Here is a 20,855-nt window from a genome sequence, read left to right as displayed (position 1 = left end):
TGGGAACGATGCCGGGGCACGAGGTGTCCAAGCCGCGATGAGCACTCCCCTCTTCCGAATCGTCAGCCTCCTGGGCGTCCTCGTCGCGCTGAGCGCGCAGGCCAAGGACCGCGTCGCCACGGCGCGCCAGAACCGCATGAAGGACGTCACGGCCCTCTTCGCCGCGGCGAAGACCCCGTGGCCCACCGAGCAGCTCTACGTGCGGGCCTTCAAGCACGAGCGCGAGCTGGAGGTCTGGGCAGGCCCGAAGGATGGGCCCCTGGTGAAGGTGCGGACCTATCCCTTCTGTGCCGCGTCCGGTGAGCTGGGCCCCAAGCGGAGGCAGGGAGACCTGCAGGTCCCCGAGGGCTTCTACGCCATCGACCTCTTCAACCCGGTGAGCAGCTACCACCTGTCCATGCGGGTCAGCTACCCGAACGCGGCCGACAAGCACCATCAGACGCCCGGCGTCTCGCTCGGAGGCGACATCTACGTGCACGGGGACTGCGTGAGCATCGGGTGCATCGCCATCGAGGATGGGCCCATCGAGGAGCTGTACTTGATGGCCCTCGACACGCGCGCGCACACGAAGAAGGACCCGACCATCCACATCTTCCCGCGCAGGCTCGACGCGGCGGGGATGAAGGCGCTCGAGGACACAGCGGGGACGGACGCGAAGCTCGTCGCCCTCTGGCGGAGCCTCGCGCCCGCGTACACCCTCTTCGAGGAGAGTCGTCAGGTGCCTCGCACGAGCATCGACGCGAAGACGGGCGACTACCGCGTGACGCCCGTCCCGAAGCCTCGCGCCGCGGGCCGCTGACGCCTACGGGTACAAGAAGCCCGCGGCCTGGGCGTCCAACCGACTCAGGAACAGGTCGCCCGCGCGCCGTCCGCACCCCCAATAGAGCATCACCGAGTTCGGGTCCGGGTCCGTCAGCGCGCAGGTGTTGGCCTGGTCGGGACACGTGGCGTTCGGCTCGTGCAGGAAGCCCAGCACGTGTCCCAGCTCGTGCCGCAGCAGGCCCGCCAGCGTCAACGGCGCGATGCTGCCGAAGGCCGTGCTGTCGAGGAGGAGGTTGCGCGCCGAGCGACCCGCGTTCGGGAAGAACGCCCGCGCGAGATAGGCCGCGCCGGTGACGGGACGGACATCGAAGACGACGCCCGACTGCGATGCCGTGCACGCGCCGTCGAAGCTGGACGCATGGATGAAGTCCACGTTGGCCACCGCCTCCCATGAGGCCGCCGCCTGGTTCAACGCGCTCACCACCGCCGCGTGCCGCGCACCGAACGCCGTGCTGACGCAGTAGCGCAGGTCACGCGCCTCGTCGGGCATCCACTTGATGATGACCCCCTGGGGACACGCCACCGCGAGGCCCTGCTCCTCCGCGGGCGCCAGGTACTCCTGGAGCGCTGACTCCCCATCGAAAGCCAGGTCGCCCTCGACGACGTACACCTCCGAATCGGGCTCCCGGTACGCCTCGAGCCCCTGACTGGAGACCGTCGCTGGGTCCTCCGGCTCGGCTCCGGTGCACGACGTGACGAGGCCCGCACCGCTGAACAGCAGCACTCCCATGAAGCAGATGGCACGCATGGACTCCCCCCTTCGAGGGAGACACTAGCCCATCCCGGGAAACGGGCGCGGCCCGCGCTACTTGCCGCGCACCAGCACGATGTCCACGCGGCGGTTCAGCTCACGGCCGCGAGGAATCAGGTTGGGCGCCTTGGGACGGGAGTCGCCCAGGCCCGAGGTCTCGATGCGCGTCGGATTCAACCCCTCGCGCACCAGCGCGTCCGCCAGGGCCTTCGCGCGCGCCTCGGAGAGCGCCTGCCGGGCCGTCGCGGGCGCCTCGCGGTTGTCCGTGTGCCCCTCCAGCCGCAGCTTCAGCGACTCGTCGCGCACCAGCATGTCCACCAACAGGGCGATGCCAGCCGTGGAGCCCTTGCGCGGCGCGGCCTGCTTCTCCGCGAAGCGCGGCGGCTTGGGCAGCTCCACCCGCTCGTTCTTCACACTGGCCTGCGCCGTCTTCTTCGCGGGCGCCTTCGCCAGCGTGAAGGACAACGTGGCCTCGCGCTCGCGGGTCACCTTCACCTGACGCGTCTGGGCGAGGAAGCCCTGGGCCAGCACGTCCACGGTGTACTCGCCCGGAGGCAGCATCACCGGCGCGGGCTTCTTCGCGTTCTTCTCGAGGATGACCTGCCGAGGCGCGCCCTTGCCCCGGACATACGCGGTGGCCGCCACGGGCTTCTTGCCCGACAGCACCTTCAACAGCAGCTTGCCGGGAGCCACCGGCCCCAGCTCCGGCGTCTCCTTGGGAGGCGCCACGGGGGGCGGCGCCATCGCGAGCGGCTGCGTCGTGGGCGGCGGCGTCACGGGCGGCGGCGGCGGCAACGGCAGCGTCACCGGCGCCCTGGCGACCACGGCGGGCGTGCCCGCGTCCTCCGCCAACGAGGCGTCCGCGAGCTGCGCGGTCATCTCCGCCGACACGTCATGGCCGAGCTTCAGCTTGAGGCGGGGGTCCGGCGCCGTGGGGTTGATGCCGGGGAGCACCCGCACCTTCATGCGCAGGCCCTTCTGCGCCTGGAACGTGACGGACGCCGTCATCTTCCAGAGGAAGCCACTCTCCTCGCTGAAGAGGTTCCACGTGTCGTTGTTGGTGTAGGTGACGCGCGACACCAGCGTGTACGAGCCCTCGTCCACCTTGAGCGCGGCGAGCCGGTGGATGCCGGGGCCACTGAGGACGTCCAGCCCGGGCACCGCCAGCGGCTGGCCGTTGAGGATGAAGTCCACCTCGAGCAGCTTGTAGGCCCGCGCGCTGCCGGCGCCGGGGAGGCCCTCGTAGGTGATGACGATTTCGGGCGGAGGCGTCTTGACCAGCGCCTGGAGCTGACGGTCCAGGTCTTCGCGGGCGCGCTGCTCGACGGTGGAAGGCTCGGCCGCGTGCGCCGTGGCGCTCGCGAGAGCCAGGATGCCGAGCCACAGTGCTTGGACGGAAGAGGAAGCCACGGGGGTCCACAGCATCGCACAACCTGGGCCCTCCGCGAGTTGTCAGCCGGGCAAGCTGACCACCAGACGACCGTCGGGCCCCCTCCCCTCCCAGGCCGCGCTATCCTCACTCCATGTCCAAGGCCAAGCGCTACCGCTGCGTCACGTGTGAGCACATCTATGATCCCGCTCTGGGCGACCCCGACACCGGCATCGCCCCGGGGACGGCCTTCGAAGACCTCCCGGACGACTGGATGTGCCCGGATTGCATGTCTCCGAAGTCCTCCTTCGAACCCCTGGACGACTGAGCCACGGGGGGCTACTCCTCGGCGCCGGAGACTCCTCGAAAAGGCCGTGAGATGACCGACTTTCAGTTCCAGGAAATGCTTCCGCTGGGCAAGGACGAGACGCCCTACCGCCTGCTCACGAAGGACCACGTCACGCCCATCGAGGCCGCCGGGCGGTCCTTCATCCAGGTGGCGCCGGAGGCCATCTCCCTGTTGACGCGTGAGGCGATGCGCGACATCGCCCACCTGCTGCGTCCCGGGCACCTGGGCCAGCTGTCGAACATCCTGAAGGACCCCGAGGCGTCCTCGAATGATCGCTTCGTGGCGCTGGAGCTGCTGAAGAACGCGAACATCGCCGCTGGTGGCGTGCTGCCGTCCTGCCAGGACACGGGCACCGCCATCGTGATGGGCAAGAAGGGCCAGCACGTCCTCACGGACGGGCGCGACGAGGAGGCCATCTCCCGGGGCGTGTTCGACACGTACCGCACGTCCAACCTGCGCTACTCGCAGATGGCGCCGCTGGACATGTACAAGGAGGTCAACACCGGCAACAACCTGCCCGCGCAGATCGAACTCTACGCGACGGCGGGTGACGCCTACAAGTTCCTGTTCATGGCCAAGGGCGGTGGCTCGGCGAACAAGAGCTACCTGTACCAGGAGACCAAGGCGGTCCTGAACCCGCAGAGCCTGCTGGCGTTCCTGGACGCGAAGATCCGCTCGCTGGGCACGGCGGCGTGTCCGCCGTACCACCTGGCCATCGTGGTGGGTGGCACGTCCGCGGAGTTCGCGCTGAAGACGGCGAAGTACGCCTCCGCGCGCTACCTGGACACGCTGCCCACCGAAGGCAACGCGTTGGGCCGGGGCTTCCGGGACGTGGAGCTGGAGCAGAAGGTGCTGGAGCTCACGCAGCGCATGGGCATCGGCGCGCAGTTCGGCGGCAAGTACTTCTGTCACGACGTGCGGGTCATCCGCCTGCCGCGTCACGGCGCTTCGTGTCCGGTGGCCATCGCGGTGTCGTGCTCGGCGGACCGGCAGATTCTGGGGAAGATCACCCGGGACGGCGTCTACCTGGAGCAGCTGGAGGCGGACCCGGCGAAGTACCTGCCGGAGACGACGGAGTCCGACCTGGGCGGCGAGGTGGTGAAGCTGGACCTGAACCGGCCGATGAGCGAGCTGCGCGCGGAGCTGTCGCGCTACCCCATCAAGACGCGCCTGTCGCTGTCGGGGCCCATGGTGGTGGCACGCGACATCGCGCACGCGAAGCTCAAGGAGCGGTTGGACCGGGGCGAGGGCATGCCGCAGTACCTGAAGGACCGCATGGTGTACTACGCGGGTCCGGCGAAGACGCCGGAGGGCTACGCGTCCGGTTCGTTCGGTCCGACGACGGCGGGGCGCATGGACGCGTACGTGGACCAGTTCCAGGCCGAGGGTGGCAGCTTCGTGATGTTGGCGAAGGGCAACCGCTCGCAGGCAGTCACCGACGCGTGCAAGAAGCACGGTGGCTTCTACCTGGGCTCCATCGGCGGTCCGGCGGCGCGGCTGGCCAAGGACTGCATCACCAAGGTGGAGGTCCTGGAGTACGAGGAGCTGGGCATGGAGGCCGTGTGGAAGATCGAGGTCGTCGACTTCCCGGCGTTCATCGTGGTGGATGACAAGGGCAACGACTTCTTCGCCAACATCAACAAGCCCACGGCGAAGAAGGGCTGAGTCACCTCGCGCCGACGTCTGGCGGCTGCAACGTCAGACGTCCGGCAGCGAGGGTGACACCGGCGCGGCCTTCTTCTTGGGGATGAGGTTGCGCCGGGGGCCCTTGAGGGCCACGCCCAGCAGCATGCTGGCGGGCAGCAACATGCCCAGCCCTTGGGTGAGGTTCTCCGGTGGGTGCACCACCGTGCCCAGCACCAGCGCGGAGAACAGCAGACCACAGACGAGCCGAAGCAGGATGGGGCTCACGGAGCGAGACCTCGGGGACGGGAGTTCCCCAGCCTAAACATCCGCGAGCCCCTGTCCACCCGACCCCGGCACGCCCTCACGTCCACGCCCCACCGTCCAGGTCGGACCGTGGGGCATGGGCACGCACTACCAGATCTTCACGCGCTTCTCGGGAGCGAGGTACGCGGCGTCGCCTTCCTTCACGCCGAACGCCTCGTAGAACTCCGACATGTTCCGCACCACGCCGTTGACGCGGTACTGCGGCGGCGAGTGGGGGTCCGTCAACAGCATCTGGCGCATCGCATCGTCGCGGTACAGCCCACGCCAGATCTGCCCCCAGCCGAGGAAGAAGCGCTGCGGGCCCGTGAAGCCGGCGATGGCGGGCGCGTCCTTGCCCTGCAACGACAGCGTGTAGGCCTTGTACGCCACCGCGAGCCCGCTCAGGTCGCCGATGTTCTCGCCCAGCGTCAGCTCACCGTTGACCTTCATGGCCTCCAGCGGGCTGAAGCCCGAGTACTGCTCCACCAGCACCGCCGTGCGCTGCTTGAAGCCCGCCTGGTCCTGCTCCGTCCACCAGTTGCGCAGGTTGCCGTCACCATCCGAGCGGCTGCCCTGGTCGTCGAAGCCGTGGCTGAACTCGTGGCCAATCACGGCGCCGATGGCGCCGTAGTTCGTCGCGTCGTCCGCGTCCGGGTTGAAGAACGGCGGCTGCAGGATCGCGGCCGGGAAGACGATCTCGTTCATCGTGGAGCTGTAGTAGGCATTCACCGTCTGCGGCGTCATGCCCCACTCCTGACGGTCGATGGGCTTGCCCAGCTTGCTCACCATGAACGCGTGGTCGAACACCTCGCTGCGGCGCACGTTCGCCACCAGCTCGCCAGGGACGATCTTCAGGCGCGAGTAGTCACGCCACTTGTCCGGGTAGCCGATCTTCACGTTGAACTTCGACAGCTTCGCCTGGGCCTGCGCCTTCGTCTCGGCGCTCATCCAGTCCAGCCCGTCGATGCCCTGACGGAACGCCTCGCGCAGGTTCGACACCAGCTCCTGCATGCGCTGCTTGGACGACGGCGAGAAGTGCCGCTCCACGTAGAGCTGGCCCACGGCCTCGCCCAGCGAGCCCTCCACCGCCGTCACCGCGCGCTTCCAACGCGGGCGGTTCTCCTGCAGGCCCTGCAGCGTCTTGCCGTAGAACTCGAACGACGCCTGCTCGAAGGCCGACGACAGCATCGGCGCGCGGCCGGACAGCACCTTGTAGCTCAGGTACTGCTTGAGCACGGGCAGCGGCGTGGCCTCCACCGTCTGCGCCAGCGCCTGGAGGAAGTCGGGCTGACGGACGATGACACCCGGCGACTTCTGCGCGCCAGTGGCCTTCAGGAAGCGCGCCCACGAGAACCCGGGCGTCAGCGCGTCCAGCTCCTTGACCGTCTTCAGGTTGTACGTGGCCTCGCGGTCCCGGTTCTTCACCCGGTCCCAGCTCTTCTCGGCCAGCTTCGCCTCGAGCGCGAAGATGTCCTCGGCCGCCTTCTTCGCGTCCTTCTCACCCGCCAGCGTGAGCAGCTTCTCGATGTACGTCAGGTACGCGGCGCGGATGTCGACGAAGCGCTGCTCCGTCTTCGTGTAGTAGTCGCGGTCCGGCAGACCCAGGCCGCTCTGGCTGACCTGCGCGATGTAGCGCGTGGCCTGCTTCTGATCCTGCCCCACGTACATCACGAACGGCGTCTGCAGGCCGTTGCGCTGCATCTCCGCGAAGAGCTCTGGCAAGCCCGCCTTGCTCTTCAGCGCCTTGACGCGCGCGAGCTCCGAGGCGACGGGCTTGATGCCCAGCTTCTCGATGCGCGCGGTGTCCATGAAGCTGTTGTAGAGGTCACCCACCTTCTGCGGCGTGGAGCCGGAGGGGCGAGCCTTCGCGGCGGCGGACTCCTCGATGATCGCGCGCATCGCCAGCTCGGACTTGTCCGCCAGCTCGATGAACGTGCCGTAGCGAGCGCGGTCCGCGGGGATGGGCGTGGTCTTCAGCCAGGTGCCGTTGACGAACTGGTAGAAGTCGTCCTGCGGGCGGACGGCGCGGTCCAGGTTCTTCAGCTCCACGCCCAGCCGGCGCACGGCCTCCTCGGACACCTCCTCGACGACGGGCGCGGCGGGCGCCTCGGCCACCGGAGCGGGAGCCTCGGCGACGGGAGCCTCGGCCGGAGCGGCGGGCGCCTCGGGGGTGGTGGGCGCGGCCTCGACGGCCGGAGGCGTCTCGGCGGTGGGCGCGGGCTGGGGCGCGCTGGCGCAGCCAGTCAAAAGGAGAGTGCCGAGGGCGCTGGTGGCCCAGGCTCGGTGGGCAATGAACTTCTTGGGGCTCATGAGGCTCCGAGAGAATTGGGGGACGCCGGAATCTGCCGGACCCGAAGGGCCGGCGTCCATCCAGGCAGGCGGGAAAAACACACGGGCGGCCACCCTATTCCTCGGGTCGTGCCGTCCGGGTCATTCCACGCTTCCCTGACTGTCACGAAGGGCTCCGTCGGAGCGGCCCCGCGAGCCCCCCAAAGGTCGCTCCGAGCGTGAGCGCCCGCCCTCGGTCAGTGCAGCGGAAAGGAGACTCACCGTGACGTCATCGGCATGAGCCCCTCACCCATCCATGGCGTCCAGGGAGACCCTCCAGGAAGTCCCCTTCGCCGGGATCGCCTCACGGTCCGCCACGAGGGCAAGAGGCCCCCCTGCCCCTCACGCCGAGACGTTTCTTGAAGCGTCCGCCACGACGACGAGCCCCTCACCAGGGCTCGCCGCGCGGTCGGCGATTCAACGCTGACCCATCACCGGGGCCGGCACGGGCGCGGGAGTCGCGGGTGCCGGTGTCGCGGGCGCGGCCGGAGCCGGCGTCACCGCGACGTCCTGGGACAAGGCATCCAGGTCATGGAAGCCCTTCGAGGCCACGTCCCCGCCCCGGAACACGGCCCAGCCCTGGAGGTTGCGCTGATAGGTCCGCGTCATCTGCCACAGCTGGAGCCCGCTGTTCGCGACGTAGAGGTACATCGCGCGCTTCGGGTTCCACGGGTTGGGCAGCGCCATCGCGATGCCGTCATCCGGGCGTCCATACGTCTTCCCCTGCCAGCGGAAGAAGCGGCGGCCCAGCTCCACGGGCAGCTTCTTCTCGGACGCCAGCCGGGCCATCAGCGCGTTGTCCTCCGCGCCGCCGAAGAGGACCAGGTCCCGCTCCGCGAGCTGCGCGTCCGTCACCTCCGCGTCCGGTGCGATGGGGACCAGCCGCTCGGTGAACACATCCGCGAGCACCTCGCGGTAGCCCAGCGCCAGCGTGCGCATGGACTCCGTCTGGCGCGCGGTGCCGTGCACCAGCAGCAGCCGCTCCCACGCGTCCGTCTGGTTGCCCAGCACCTGGAAGCGCTCGCGCACCACAGGTACGTCGTTGCCCGCGTTGAACACCACGCGCACCGGCGCCTCCGCCGTCTTCAGCACGAAGGTCTCGTTCGCGGCGGCCTTCACCTCGATGCGCTCCAGCGTGGAGCCCTTCGCGGTCCGCACCTCCACCAGGGTGACGAAGTGCCAGGGCTTGGGGCCCGGCTGCTCCACCTTCAGCGTCACCTCGTAGCCGTCCTTCACCTGCGCCGCGCTGGCCTTGAAGCGCGGCTGGGGCAGCCCCGTGCGCTCCAGCCACTGGCCGACGAAGGCGCCCACGTCCTTGCCCGACGCCTCCTGCGCGAGGCGCTTGAAGTCCGCGCTGGTGATGTCCTTGTTCGCGTACTTCGCGTGCACGGCGTTCATCACCTTGGAGAAGCCCTCGTTGCCCACGAGCAGCCGGAGCTGGTGCAGCGCGAAGGTGCCCTTGATGCGCGGCACCAGGTACGTGCCATAGCGCCCGTACTCCGTCTTCGCGGAGGCCGGCGCGACGTCCGCCTCACGCGAGGTGGTGAAGAGGAAGCGGTCATTGAGGTCCGCGAGCACGTCCCGCTGCGTCTCGAACGCCTTGTCCTGCTTGCCCTCCTGCCCGGAGACGTCCTTGAGCAGCTTCCAGTACGCGGCCGTGCCACTCACCAGCCAGTTCTCCCCGTCCGTCGCGGGGAAGAGCGTGTTGGACCACAGGAGCTTGTCGTCGAAGCCGACCGCGTCCTTCACGCGGGAGTAGTCACGCTTGAGGGCCTGCGGCTCCTCGGGCGCCTTCCACGTCTTCTGGGCCTGCTTGAGCTTGGCGGAGACGTAGAGGGGGCTGAACGTCGTGTAGCCCAGGGACAGGTGCGGCGTGGCGCCGGGCAGGTCCGGCATGAAGCGGCTGCCGATCATCTTCTCGCGCAGCGTCGTCTTCCCGTAGTGGGCCAGGAACATCATCTTCTCGGCCATCTCGGACGTGGTGACCTTGCCATCACACGCGTGGGGCCGGTTGATGGGGCTGGAGGCCAGCATGCGGATGGCCGAGTCCAGGTCGAAGCCCTTCTTGCCGTGCTGCTGGTAGTACTCCCAGAAGGCGATGTCGCGGTTCCACGTGTTGAAGGCCAGGTCCGCGGGGGCGTTGTCCGGGTTGGAGACGGACTCCTTGCGGACGTCCAGATCGCGGTTGTTGTTGTTCGCCCAGATGAAGTCCTTGAGGTTGCCCGGCGTGTCGGCCGTGTTGCCCTTGCTGCCGGTGCGCCACAGCCGCGTCTTCTTCGTGCCGAGCAACAGGCACGCGCCCTCATCCGTCTTCGTGTCCGCGAGCGTCCAGTCGTTGGTGTACAGGCCGTTGTTCTGGTCCTTCATGATGCGCGCGACGTCGTCGATGGAGGACGCGTACTGCGCGGCCTTGCGGATGCGGTTGCTCTGCGGCGTGCCGTTCGGGTCGAACGGCGTCTGGCCCACCGTCGTCTCGCCGATGACGATGCCCGCGGCGTTGATGAACCAGTCCGCGCCGCTGTGGATGCCGCCCGGGAAGGTCTGCATCACGAAGCGATGGCCGCGCGTGGGCTGCACGTCCAGCACCACGTCCCAGTGGACGCCGGTGTAGCCGTTCCACATGAAGATCTGCCCCATGATGGCGCGGCCATCCTTGGTGGCGGACTTGGTGGCGACGAAGGACGAGCAGTGGTCCCCCTTCCCTCCGCGCTCGGCCTCGTCGTCGGCCTTGAGGAAGGTGCGGCCGGACAGCGAGGTGGACGTGGCGCGGTTGGCCTCCTCGAGCTGGCCCGCGTCCACGGCGGTGTTGAGCGTGACGATGTCGAGCAGGTCCAGCGAGCGATCCTTGAACTTGGCCCCGGCCTTGTTCGCGCCGTCGGCGATGCCCTTCATCTCCTCCAGGTACTCGGGGTCGAACTTGCGCAGGAAGAGCGAGTCCGCGAGCAGCCGCTGGTGGCTCCAGCCCTTCGCCGGGTCGGCCTTGTCCTTCTGGACGCCGAGCTTCTCCATGTAGCGGACGATCTCCTGCGGCACGAGCTCACCGAACTGGTGGCCGCGCTCGTACGGGTCGCCCTCGATGTGGACGTAGATCCACCCGCCGTCGTCGTAGCGGAAGCCCTTGCCCGCCCAGCGCACGGACTCCAGGGGCACGTACGCGTTGATGTCCTCCACGGGCTCGACGCGCACGTCGTCGTACCAGACGGAGCCGGTGGCCTTGCCGTTGCGGCCCAGGTGGAGCTGCACGCGGTCCGTGGCCTGGGTGGCGAAGAAGACGACCGAGGCGCGGCCCCCCGCGTCCGCGCTGGTCGCGGGCGTGCAGTTGGTGAATGGGAAGCTCTTCATCGAGACGCACGCGCCGTGGGGCGTGGGATAGCGCGCGAGCGGGTCCGCCTGGACGTCCTGGGTGCGCACCCACGCGCTCAGCCGGTAGAGCTGGCCCACCTGGAGCCGCAGCTCGCCGGACTCGACGGTGGTCTCTCCTCCGCCTTGCGGGCTCTCGATGAGCAGGCCACGCGAGCCCTCCGCCTTGCGCGTGCTGCTCGTGGACACCTTGCCCGCGCCCCGGGCTGTCCAGAAGGCGGGCACGGACGAGGCGCCGCCCGCGGTCTCGAAGCCTCCATTCGGCACGGAGGTGGAGTTGACGGGCGCGGCGGCCACGGCGGGGGCGGCCGTGAGCAGGCTCGTGGAGAGCACGAGCGCGCCGAGGAGCTTCGACGTCAGACAGGAGTCGGTCATGGCGTTCCCATTCCGAGCAGGCGGGGATTCAGCTCGGAGAGTCGGGGCGCATGACACTGCCGTGCGCCCCGAGCGTCAACCCTTCCCGTCCAAAGCATCACATTGACGCGAGGCGCCTTCCCTCCCGCCAGATGTGCGCTGCCCTGCTCGCTTCAGCGCAGCAGGCGGCCCGACACGCCGAGCACGCTCCGAGCGGCCCGGCGCATGGCGTCCACGCGCCGGGAGTCCACCCAGGGCGGCTCCACGGGCGCATCCCAGTTGAAGTCGCGCAGCCGGGGCAGGAAGCCCTGCTTCACGCAGCCCTCCAGGCTGAACACGTGCAGGTCATGCGTCCACCGCACCGCCAGGCGCAAGTCTCTCGACAGCTCCGTCCAATCCAGCGGGGGCGACGCGAGCAGCCCCGGCAGCTCCACGCCGCCGCCCGTGCTGCCCACGGCGATGGAGGTGGAGCCGGGCGCGTAGCTCCACAGCAGCGCCGGCCCCTGGGGGCGCACGAAGCTGGTGTAGAGCATCAGCACCTCGCGGTCCGTGGGCACGTCGAGCATGCCCGCCACGCGGCGCAGGACGGAGGAGCGCGCCTGGCGCTCGTCGACGATGAAGGGGAACTGGTACGTGTCCACCTTGTGGCCATCCGCGCGGATGCGCTCGACGAGCGCGCGGTAGCCCGTCTTGGCGTCGCGCGAGCGGCCGCCTCGCAGGAGCAGTCGCGACAGCAGGCCCGGGAGGCTGCGCAGGGGCGCGCGCGCCCAGCGGCGCAGCTCCTCGATGTCGGGCTCGATGTCCAGGCCCACGCTCGACCACTTCAGGTCATGTTGGGCGGACCAGGTGCGGAAGGCCTCGTAGCGCGCGCGGGCCTGCACGATGTTGCCGGCGTGGAACCAGTAGCCCTGCTCGGGAGGGAGCAGGAGCCACGCGGTGACGGGGATGCCCTCGCGGTTGAGGCGGCGGACGACCTGGGCGCGCTCGCCCGTCAGGTCCACGAGCCCCAGGCTCACGCCCGCGCGCATCTCGCGCAGGTCCTCGAGGACGCCTTCAGTGTCGAACAGTTCGCCGAGCGGACCCGGTGCCAGCTCACAGAAGAACGTCAGGAAGTGGGGTTTCATGGCAGCCTCGCGCCTCCTCACACGCGTGCCCCATTAGGGGTGCACAAATCGGCGGAGAGCAACCATGGAATTCCATCGCGGCCGGATGATCGACCACGTGCACCTGCGCACCCGGGATTTGGAGGCCAGCCGGCGGTTCTATCAGGCCATCCTGGGTGTGCTGGGCATCCCCATCGGCGCGCACGGACCGGGGCACTTCTTCGCGGACGAGCTGTTCGTGTCGCCGGTGGATCCGGGCACGACGAAGACCTCCAGCATCCACCTGGCCTTCCAGGCGAAGGACCGCGAGACGGTGCACCGCATCCACGAGGCGGCGCTCGCCGCGGGCGGGAAGGACAACGGCGCGCCGGGTGAGCGGCCGTACCACCCGGGCTACTACGCGGCGTTCATGCTGGACCCGGATGGCAACAACATCGAGGCCGTGTTCCACGGTCCCTCGAAGCGCTCCGCCGACTCGGTGGTCATCGACGCGTAGGGCGTGGAAGTGTCGCGACCCGCTCCGGGAGACACCGAAGCGGGTCGGGACGCGGGGCTTCAGTAGGACCAGGGGAAGCGCTTGAAGTCGCGCTTGCGCTTCTGGACGAAGGCGTCGCGGCCCTCCTGGGCTTCGTCGGTGCCGTAGGCCAGGCGGGTGGCCTCGCCGGCGAAGAGCTGTTGGCCGACCATGCCGTCATCGGGCAGGTTGAAGGCGTACTTGAGCATCTTGATGGCGGTGGGGCTCTTGGTGTTGATCTCCGCGGCCCACTCGAGCGCGAAGTCCTCCAGCTTCTCGTGGGGGACCACGGCGTTGACCATGCCCATCTGGAAGGCCTCCTGGGCGGAGTAGTTGGCTCCGACGAAGAAGATCTCCCGGGCGCGCTTCTGGCCGATCTGGCGCGCGAGCAGCGCGGAGCCGTAACCACCGTCGAAGCTGGCGACGTCCGCGTCGGTCTGCTTGAAGACGGCGTGTTCCTGGCTGGCGATGGTCATGTCGCAGACGACATGGAGGCTGTGTCCGCCGCCGACGGCCCAGCCGGGGACGACGGCGATGACGGCCTTGGGGAGGAAGCGGATCTGCCGTTGGACCTCGAGGATGTGGAGGCGGCCGAGGCGGGCGGGGTCGGACTCGCCCTCTTCGCCTTCGTACTTGTAGCCGTCCTTGCCGCGGATGCGCTGGTCACCGCCGGAGCAGAACGCCCAGCCACCGTCCTTGGGGGACGGGCCGTTGCCGGTGATGAGGACGCAGCCGACGTCGGTCATGAAGCGGGTGGCTTCGAGGGCGCGGGACAGCTCGTCGACGGTGCGGGGGCGGAAGGCGTTGCGCACCTCGGGGCGGTTGAACGCGATGCGGACGGTGCCCTGGTCCACCGCGCGGTGGAAGGTGATGTCCTTGAACTTGGGGCCCTCGACGGGCTTCCAGCGGGCCGGATTGAAGATGGCCGAGACCATGGGTGCTCACTCGGGAGAAAGGGTGGAACCGGCGCGGACCCTACGCCGGGCCGATGGGAGCGTCCATCCAAGGTTCCACCGACTCGTCCTCCGGGATGCGGATGTCCCGTTCCGCGCAGCCGGTTCGCGAGTTCACGCCCCTGCGCGGTCGCGACGAATCGCACGGCGTCATCAACGAGAGACGGGAGCCGCCCCAGCGACAGCCAGGCCGCCTTGATGCGCGTGAATGCCTCCAGCGGGTCGACAGGCCAGGGGTCCACGCCCCCTTTCGCATTGCCCTCTCCGGGAATGATCAGCCCAGCCAGGATGAGCTTCTCCAGATCCCCCAGCGCGAGCGTACGGACTTCCTCATCGGAAAGGCCCTCGGTCGCATGGGTGTACGGCCAAGCGACGAAACTGTACGTCACCTGGTCTTCCGCGGACTCCACCAATATTTGTCTTTGCCTGTCGGACAACCGGGGGTTCGAGTCAGGACGCATCGAGCAGGAGCCGTAGCCCGCATCACCGACCCCTGTCGACTGACGCCCTCGATGCAGCTGCCACATTCCGCCCAGAGACCCGGTACCGCAGGGCTAGTCCCAATCGCATACTCAGTGATGACCCATCCACACTTGGTGATTTTCACATCATCCCCAAATGCGACCTGTTTATCCTCCGCGCACCCAGAGACGGCTCCAGGCGCCGCCGACTTGGACTGACGTTGGATGAAAGCCTGTCTTCGGGCCCTCAACCCACAAACACAGGAGTGCCAGGTATGTCTTCATACAAGGTGCAGAACCAATGGGGTGGCTCGTCGGCCCCTTGGAATCCGGGTGGCACGTGGACGATCGGTGGTCGTGAGAAGCAGAACGTCGTCGCCATGAAGGTCTCCTCCAGTGATGGAGGCAAGACGCTGACGGGGACCATGACGTACAATGGCGAGGGCCCCATCGGCTTCCGCGCCAACCTCACCAGTCCGAACAACTACATGGTGGAGAACCAGTGGGGCGGGCCGAACGCCCCGTGGAATCCGGGCGGCACCTTCGTCCTCGGCTCGCGCCAGGGGCAGAACGTCATCAACCTGGACCTGACCTCCCCCAACGGCGGTCAATCCCTCACGGGGACCATGACCTATCACGGCGAAGGGCCCATCGGCTTCCGCGGCGACCAGGGCTGACGTCGCGAACAGACACGCCCCGGCGAGCCCGTGACAAGGCCCGCCGGGCGCAGGTCATCGACGTCAGGGGTTGACCAGGGACACGATGCCACGAATCTGGTCCACCCTCGCCCCGGCGCGGGCCTGGATGGCCGTCACCAGATGACTCCGGATGGGCGCATCCGCGAAGGCAATCCCACCCGTGCCACCCACGGCCACGGTGGTGTACTGGGGCGAGTTCGTGCTGAGCCAGTTCGTGGGCGTGGAGCAATAGAGCCCCAACGCGTCGACACGCGCCGCGTCGCGCCCATGGAAGCCCACCACCGCCTGCCCCAGCGGGCAGTTGAGCGCGAAGGAAGAGCCGCCCATGCCACCCGCCGTTCCCGTGTTGGCCGACGCGCCGAGGGCTCCCGTCGAATACAGATAGGCACACCGGAGACCCAGTTGGTCGATGTTGTCTGCCTCGCGCCCGAAGATACCCACGGCCACGTAACCCGCCGGGCACCCCAGGGTGACGGCCGTCCCTCCCGTGCCTCCGTGAGTCCCCAGTGAAACGGTGAACCCCGTGAGCGTCAGGCCCGACTCGACCTGCCCCAACTCCAGCTCATCTCGAACCTGCTCCTCCATCCCGCCACAGCCCGACAGGACCGCGACGCACACCCCAGCCAGCGACGCCGAACGCAGCATCCGATTCATGGTCTTCCCCCTCTCGATGACCCACGCCAGGAGAGGCGCGGCGACTCCTCGAGTGACTGGGAGCGTACACCTGTTTTGCTTGATTTAAAAGGAAGACTGCCCTCGTGCTGAAATAACACCCGAACCGACGGTGCGACGGACGAGTGCTCTCGAAGGAGCCCCCTCAGCGCGGACGGCGGAACCTCATTGAACTTGCGGAACGTGCGCGAGAAATGGGCCTGGTCGGCGAAGCCCGTGCAGAACGCCACATCCGTCAATGTCAGCTCCGGCTCACCGAGCAGCGCATGCGCGGCCTCGACCCGCGTGCGCTGCAGGGTGGCGGAGAACGTCGTCCCTTCGGTCTGCAAGGCACGCTGCAGTCCTCGCCGGGAGAGGATGAGCCGCTGTGCGCTCTCTTCCAGGGTCCAAGGGTGCAGCAGGTCCAAGCGCATGAGCTGCTGGAGCCTGTCCCGAACAGCGCGCGAGTCCTCGCCCGGAGCTTGGCGCTCCGTGACAGGAACATGCCGTCCGCTCTTCCAGGTGAAGGTCGCCACGTCGGTCTTCGCCGGTAGCACCTTGGGTCCTCGCCCGCCATGGATGACGGCGGACCGACCCTCCGTCGACGCGAGCGACACGGTGAGCCCCGTGAAGCCCGCCGACTCCAGGACTGCAATCAGCACGCCCCAGATGAACAGGTCATTGACCGCGCGAATCCGCCCCCCATCGATGGCCACGTGCTGGAGGGTCATCCGCGTGAGGCTCACGTCACGTGCGAGGAACCGGGTCCGATGGCGCGAATGCAGGAAGCGCTCGAGCGTCTGCCAACGCTCCATGGTGTGCCAGGGCGTCGCTCCGGCTCCGAGCGCTCGCAGCACGGGATGCGCGGACAGGGTCCGAAGTGTGAGCCCCAGCTCCAGCACCGGGCGCCAGCCATGCGCGTCGAGGACGGCCTGGAGGATGGCGACCTTGTCACGCCCACCGGTGGCGATCTCCGGGTAGGTGCGGGCCACCGTGGCCTCTAGCACCCGGCGCAAGGCAGGGCTCGTCATGACGCCTTGGTCCTCCATGGTCCGCGAGCCCTCGTCAGCGGGTGGCTTTCTGCTCCCCGCCGGATTCTTGCGCACAACGGCCCCCGTTGCGCCAATCACCGAGCGCCGCCAGGAAGCTCGAATTGAAGTCCGTTCCGGAGAACGGGTTCTGGCTCGTCACCAGGTTGCAATCGCGCACGGCCCGCGAGCGGCCCGGAAACGCCGTCTCGTGGAGATAGCCCGCGTCGTCGAGCTGGTCGCCAATCCCGCGAACCTCCGCGCGAGCCCCCATGACGAAGGTCTCGATGTACCACTCCTCGAACCCCGACACCGAGGTGACGCGTCGGCCCGCGAAGGGACTCGCGCCCGGAGGCAAGCGTGAGAGCAGTGCCGGGGCATGGCAGACCAGCCCCACGGGCCGACCCGTTGCGCCGAAGTCGACCAGCAGCCCGTGCAAATCCGCATCGTGGAGCAGGTCCACCATCACGCCCTGCCCTCCTGGCACGAGGAGCGCCTGGAACTCCTCCGCCCGGGCCCGGACGTCGGAGATGGAGACCGGCGCCTCCAGTCGCGACACCATCGCCTTGGCGGCATCGAGCGCCTCGGGGTGTTCCTTCCAATACTTCGGATTCATCCCCTCCGGGTCGAACGAAGGCACACGTCCACCGGGCGTCGCGAGCACGACCTGGTATCCCCCCTCAACGAGCGCCTGGTAGGGCTCGTAGAACTCGTTCAGGAAGACCCCCGTCTGCCGAACACTCCCATCCGCGAGCTTCTGCTCGGAGGCCGCCGAGAGGACCATCAAGACAGCACCCGGAGCGCGGACCTCCGCCGGAGCGAGTGGCTCGGCGGGGAAGACCACGCTCCGGGTCGGAGATGAAGCACAACCCCAACATCCCACGACGCTCATCAGCGTGACGAGCACGAGCCCCGCGCGCGACCCACGAAACACATTCATGCAAGCCCTCCTGGTGACAGCTTCATCACCAGGATAGGGAGGAGCACTCGCCCGGGCTTGAACGAACGCGCCAAACCTCGGACGGCGTCCAACGCCCGGTGCTTGCTGCCGTAGTCGTCCAGACGCATGCTGAAAAAGCGGAATCACGAGCGCCGAAGTACAGGGAGAAGCCCATGGCGATGTCACTCTACGAGCTCAGCGTGCCCACCTTCTTGCAGACAGTGAGGGCCGTCGCGGGCTTTCTCGACCGTGCGGCCAGGCACTGCGCGGAGACGGGCGCGGATCCGAACGACTTCGTGAACGCGCGTCTCTTCGCCGACATGGCGCCCTTCCACTTTCAGGTCGAAGCCACATGGCACCATTCCGTGTGGGGGGTGGATGCCCTCAAAACCGGGGTGTTCGCCCCGCCGCCCTTGGTCGGACCGGTCCCGTTCTCCGACCTCCAGGCGATGATGGGCAGAGCGGAGGCCTCGCTGGAGGCGTTCACGCCCGATGAGATCGACCGGTGCGCGGGCAAGGAGTTGGACCTCCAGATCGGGCCGCGGAGGCTCGCCTTCACGTCGGAGACGTTCATCCTCTCGTTCTCCCTGCCGAACTTCCATTTCCACGCCGTCACGGCCTACGACATCCTCCGCTCACGCGGTGTGCCGATCGGCAAGCGTGATTACGAAGGCCGGCTGCGCACTCGACTCACCTGAGCCGGAGCACGGCGTGCCGCGACAGCCCACCCAGAAGAGCCACGCATGCAGCGCCCCATGCCACTGCATTTCCGTGACACGACACGGACTCGCGCTCGGCGAACACCAGCGACGAGCAGCCACCCACCTGACGCCCTCTCGTGCGGATTGCGGTCCAGTGTGACGCAACCGCGTTGCGTTGGGACGCACCCGGTGGATCCACCCGCGCCCGAACCCGGGCCTCACCGGATGTGAACCTCAATGGACCGGACTGGCGCACCAATTGCTGTGCGCCGCGCCCCATGAGACCCACCTACCAGTATGGCGCCGCAGACGTTCACTTTGGACAGAGCATCGAACTCGGCACGTCGAGCCCCATCGACCTGAGCGGGAGCAGCTCCTACTCCATCGGGTTCTGGCTGAACCCACGCGCGCCCGCCTACGACGGGGTCCTGCTGCAAGCCGGCGCGTCCTGCGCCATCGGACTGCACGGCCTCTTCCCCACGCTCGAGCTCCCGGGGATGAGCGCGCCGCTGCGCTCGGAGGTCGAGCTGCTGCCGAACCAGTGGCAGTACCTCCTGTTCATCTTCGAGTCCCAGGGCTCCCACCAGGGCACGTACACCCTGTGGGCCAATGGCACACCGGTCCTCGAAGGTTCCATCAGCGGACTCACCACGACCAACACCTTGTTCAGCCTGGGCAGCACGGTGGACGCGCAGTTCATCAACGTCGCGTTCTGGTCCACGGCGCTGCCCGAGGGCGAGCGGTTCCCCACGTGGGACATCCCCTCGCCGAGCATCAGCCTCGCCGCGTGTTACAGCTTCGTCGACGGCTCGAGCAACGACGTCTCCGGCAACCACCGCAACGCGGCGACCTTCTTGGGCGGCGCCCAGGTCGTGATGGTCGCCCCCGCGCTGCGCCTGCTCAACACCGGAGTCCAACCCTCGCCGCGCGACGCGCTCACCGTGGTGGCGGACGGGGCCCCCTTCAGCGTGCAGGGCTGGTTCAACCTCGACGCGCCCTCCCCCTTCCAGGCGACGTCCCGGACCCTGTTCTCATGCAGGGACCGCGACACCGGTTACGGCTGCTCCCTGGGCGTGCAGTGGAATGGCGGAGGCTTCAACCTGGAACTCAAGCTGGATACCGCGGGAGGCTCCAGCGGCTGGGGGAACAGCATCCAATTGCCCCCGGGCTCCTGGCATCACCTGGCGGCCACGTACAGCAACTCCACGGTCCTCATCTACCTCGACGGCACGCATGATCTGACCATCCCGTGCACCCTGCCGGTGGTCGCGAACCCGGTGTGGCTGTTCGGCGCGACGTACAAGCCGGACATCGCGGGGTCCATCGACAACGACCTCCAGGGCTCCCTCCAGGCGGTCGCGCTCTGGTCCCGCGCCATCTCCGCCAACGAGGTCCAGCAGTACATGTCGCAATCCCCCGCGGACGCGGAGGGCTGCGTCGCGTACTACGCCTGGAGCAGCATCCTGCTCACCAACCAGGTGACAGGGAATCCGCCAGTGCTTCTCAACACGGCCTTCCCCGCCACGGTGAGCACCCCTCCGTCGGAGTCCACGCCTCCGCCAGGGACCACCTATACCCAGCTGGCCGTGGAGCCTCCGTCCGCGCGGCTCGAACCCGCGGTCCGCTGGTCCCGCGAGGAGGTGCCCTATCCCGCGAACAGCCCGCTCTCGCCCGACCAGGTCGAAGCCATCATCGCCGAGTACGAGCCGGTGCTCGCGTCGGTCCCCGGGGCGCTGAAGGACCGCCTGCGTTCGCTGTTCCGCAACAACCTCTACCTCGGCCTGTCGAAGGGCAACGGCCCCGGAGGCATGCCGGTGGGCGCCATCGCCGGCAAGGTGGAGGGCGCCGCGTATGTCTTCTACCACCACACCGCCAAGGGCCCCGTCGAGTGCGGACGGATGGAGTTGACCGTCAACACGGAGTGCATCGGCTGGGTCGTCTCGGTCGCCGCGACGTCCCTGTGCCTGCTCCTCACGGTCGTGGGCCTGGGCTTCTCCGCGAGCCGGGCAGTGTCCGCCTTGAGCAAGGTCGTCGGGGAGAGCACGCCCCTGCTCAAGGCCATCGGCGAGGCGGCCAAGGGCGCCACCAGCGGCAGCACCGTCATCCAGGTCATCAAGGCGCTCTACGTCGCGGGGACGCTGGGCAAGGTGGTGGGTGACATGCTGACGGGGAACTGGGTCTCCATCGCCCTCAACTGCGCGTCGCTCATCCTCATGGTCGTGGGCCTCTTCACGTCCGGAGGCGCCTACCTGGCCGTCGTGCTGGCGCAGCTGCTCATCAACATCGCCGTCCTCATCGCCGTCATCGCGCAGAAGCCGAGCAACTGCTGCTGACGTTGCGCGCCGCGCTTCAAGGAGCTTCCGGGCACGCACCGGCGTCGCCACCGCAAGGCCCGCGGTCGCCGGTCGTGCCTGCGCTCTCTGTGGCGCGTCACGCTACAAGACAGCCAGGGCGTGACCTGCTTCGCCACAAGGCAAAGACACCCAATCTCTCGCGCCTCGAGAAAGCCCGCCCCAGGAATTGCCACACATTTACATTCCTGAC

General features: G+C 68.3%; 16 protein-coding genes and 1 pseudogene. 7 read left to right on the top strand and 10 right to left on the bottom strand.

The genetic code is table 11. The features are described 5' to 3' along the window. Window positions 1-37: 37 nt before the first annotated feature. Window positions 38-799, top strand: coding sequence for a L,D-transpeptidase family protein (locus LXT21_RS40155; protein WP_254043540.1), 762 nt, complete (start codon window positions 38-40; stop codon window positions 797-799). Between the two features lie 3 nt (window positions 800-802). Here LXT21_RS40155 and LXT21_RS40150 read toward each other — a convergent pair whose 3' ends face one another. Both LXT21_RS40150 and LXT21_RS40145 read right to left on the bottom strand, forming a co-directional pair. After that, complete coding sequence (locus LXT21_RS40150) at window positions 803-1,570, bottom strand: zinc metalloprotease (protein WP_254043539.1); 768 nt, start codon at window positions 1,568-1,570, stop codon at window positions 803-805. Between the two features lie 57 nt (window positions 1,571-1,627). Then, window positions 1,628-2,983 carry an OmpA family protein gene (locus tag LXT21_RS40145; protein WP_254043538.1) on the bottom strand — a complete coding sequence of 452 codons (1,356 nt, stop codon included), beginning with the start codon at window positions 2,981-2,983 and terminating at the stop codon, window positions 1,628-1,630. 113 nt (window positions 2,984-3,096) lie between these two features. Between LXT21_RS40145 and rd the strand changes: the two genes are divergently transcribed. Both rd and LXT21_RS40135 read left to right on the top strand, forming a co-directional pair. Then, window positions 3,097-3,270: a rubredoxin gene (rd, locus tag LXT21_RS40140; protein WP_254043537.1), complete on the top strand. Its 174-nt coding sequence runs from the start codon at window positions 3,097-3,099 to the stop codon at window positions 3,268-3,270. A 51-nt stretch (window positions 3,271-3,321) separates the two neighbouring features. Then, window positions 3,322-4,956 carry a fumarate hydratase gene (locus LXT21_RS40135; RefSeq protein ID WP_254043536.1) on the top strand — a complete coding sequence of 545 codons (1,635 nt, stop codon included), beginning with the start codon at window positions 3,322-3,324 and terminating at the stop codon, window positions 4,954-4,956. A gap of 33 nt (window positions 4,957-4,989) precedes the next feature. Here the strand turns inward: LXT21_RS40135 and LXT21_RS40130 are convergent, their stop codons facing one another. The 4 genes from LXT21_RS40130 to LXT21_RS40115 form a co-directional block, all read right to left on the bottom strand. Further along, window positions 4,990-5,202, bottom strand: coding sequence for a hypothetical protein (locus LXT21_RS40130; protein WP_254043535.1), 213 nt, complete (start codon window positions 5,200-5,202; stop codon window positions 4,990-4,992). Window positions 5,203-5,328: 126 nt separating this feature from the next. Then, window positions 5,329-7,530, bottom strand: coding sequence for a M13 family metallopeptidase (locus LXT21_RS40125; RefSeq protein WP_254043534.1), 2,202 nt, complete (start codon window positions 7,528-7,530; stop codon window positions 5,329-5,331). Window positions 7,531-7,965: 435 nt separating this feature from the next. Beyond that, entirely contained in the window at window positions 7,966-11,283 is a 3,318-nt protein-coding gene (locus tag LXT21_RS40120; protein ID WP_254043533.1) for a C45 family autoproteolytic acyltransferase/hydolase, read from the bottom strand. A 152-nt stretch (window positions 11,284-11,435) separates the two neighbouring features. Continuing rightward, entirely contained in the window at window positions 11,436-12,386 is a 951-nt protein-coding gene (locus tag LXT21_RS40115; protein ID WP_254043532.1) for a hypothetical protein, read from the bottom strand. 64 nt (window positions 12,387-12,450) lie between these two features. On the opposite strand from LXT21_RS40115, the gene LXT21_RS40110 reads away from it, so the two are divergent. Further along, on the top strand, window positions 12,451-12,861 hold the full coding sequence (locus LXT21_RS40110) for a VOC family protein (protein WP_254043531.1): 411 nt from the start codon (window positions 12,451-12,453) through the stop codon (window positions 12,859-12,861). A gap of 59 nt (window positions 12,862-12,920) precedes the next feature. On the opposite strand, the gene LXT21_RS40105 is transcribed toward LXT21_RS40110, so the two are convergent. Continuing rightward, window positions 12,921-13,814: a 1,4-dihydroxy-2-naphthoyl-CoA synthase gene (locus LXT21_RS40105; RefSeq protein WP_046713424.1), complete on the bottom strand. Its 894-nt coding sequence runs from the start codon at window positions 13,812-13,814 to the stop codon at window positions 12,921-12,923. Between the two features lie 721 nt (window positions 13,815-14,535). Here LXT21_RS40105 and LXT21_RS40100 point away from each other — a divergent pair. Continuing rightward, a pseudogene (locus tag LXT21_RS40100) lies at window positions 14,536-14,970 on the top strand (lectin OAA family protein); the annotation flags it as partial. A 63-nt stretch (window positions 14,971-15,033) separates the two neighbouring features. On the opposite strand, the gene LXT21_RS40095 reads toward LXT21_RS40100, so the two are convergent. Genes LXT21_RS40095 through LXT21_RS40085 form a run of 3 tightly spaced genes read right to left on the bottom strand, consistent with a single transcriptional unit; the run spans window position 15,034 to window position 17,610 of the window. Further along, window positions 15,034-15,645, bottom strand: a complete 612-nt coding sequence (locus LXT21_RS40095; RefSeq protein ID WP_254043529.1) for a jacalin family lectin — start codon at window positions 15,643-15,645, stop codon at window positions 15,034-15,036. After that, complete coding sequence (locus LXT21_RS40090) at window positions 15,642-16,673, bottom strand: helix-turn-helix transcriptional regulator (RefSeq protein ID WP_254043528.1); 1,032 nt, start codon at window positions 16,671-16,673, stop codon at window positions 15,642-15,644. The genes LXT21_RS40095 and LXT21_RS40090 overlap by 4 nt, the downstream gene beginning before the upstream one ends. Window positions 16,674-16,707: 34 nt before the next feature. After that, window positions 16,708-17,610, bottom strand: coding sequence for a type 1 glutamine amidotransferase domain-containing protein (locus LXT21_RS40085; protein WP_254043527.1), 903 nt, complete (start codon window positions 17,608-17,610; stop codon window positions 16,708-16,710). Between the two features lie 173 nt (window positions 17,611-17,783). On the opposite strand from LXT21_RS40085, the gene LXT21_RS40080 reads away from it, so the two are divergent. Together LXT21_RS40080 and LXT21_RS40075 are read left to right on the top strand one after the other, a co-directional pair. Beyond that, complete coding sequence (locus LXT21_RS40080; protein ID WP_254043526.1) at window positions 17,784-18,308, top strand: DUF1993 domain-containing protein; 525 nt, start codon at window positions 17,784-17,786, stop codon at window positions 18,306-18,308. Window positions 18,309-18,589: 281 nt separating this feature from the next. After that, on the top strand, window positions 18,590-20,644 hold the full coding sequence (locus LXT21_RS40075) for a LamG domain-containing protein (protein ID WP_254043525.1): 2,055 nt from the start codon (window positions 18,590-18,592) through the stop codon (window positions 20,642-20,644). The last annotated feature ends 211 nt before the right edge of the window (window positions 20,645-20,855 follow it).

The organism is Myxococcus guangdongensis, assembly GCF_024198255.1.
Lineage (GTDB): Bacteria > Myxococcota > Myxococcia > Myxococcales > Myxococcaceae > Myxococcus > Myxococcus guangdongensis.
Note: the sequence above shows the minus strand (reverse complement) of the source record. Positions and strands in the feature narration are given on the sequence as shown.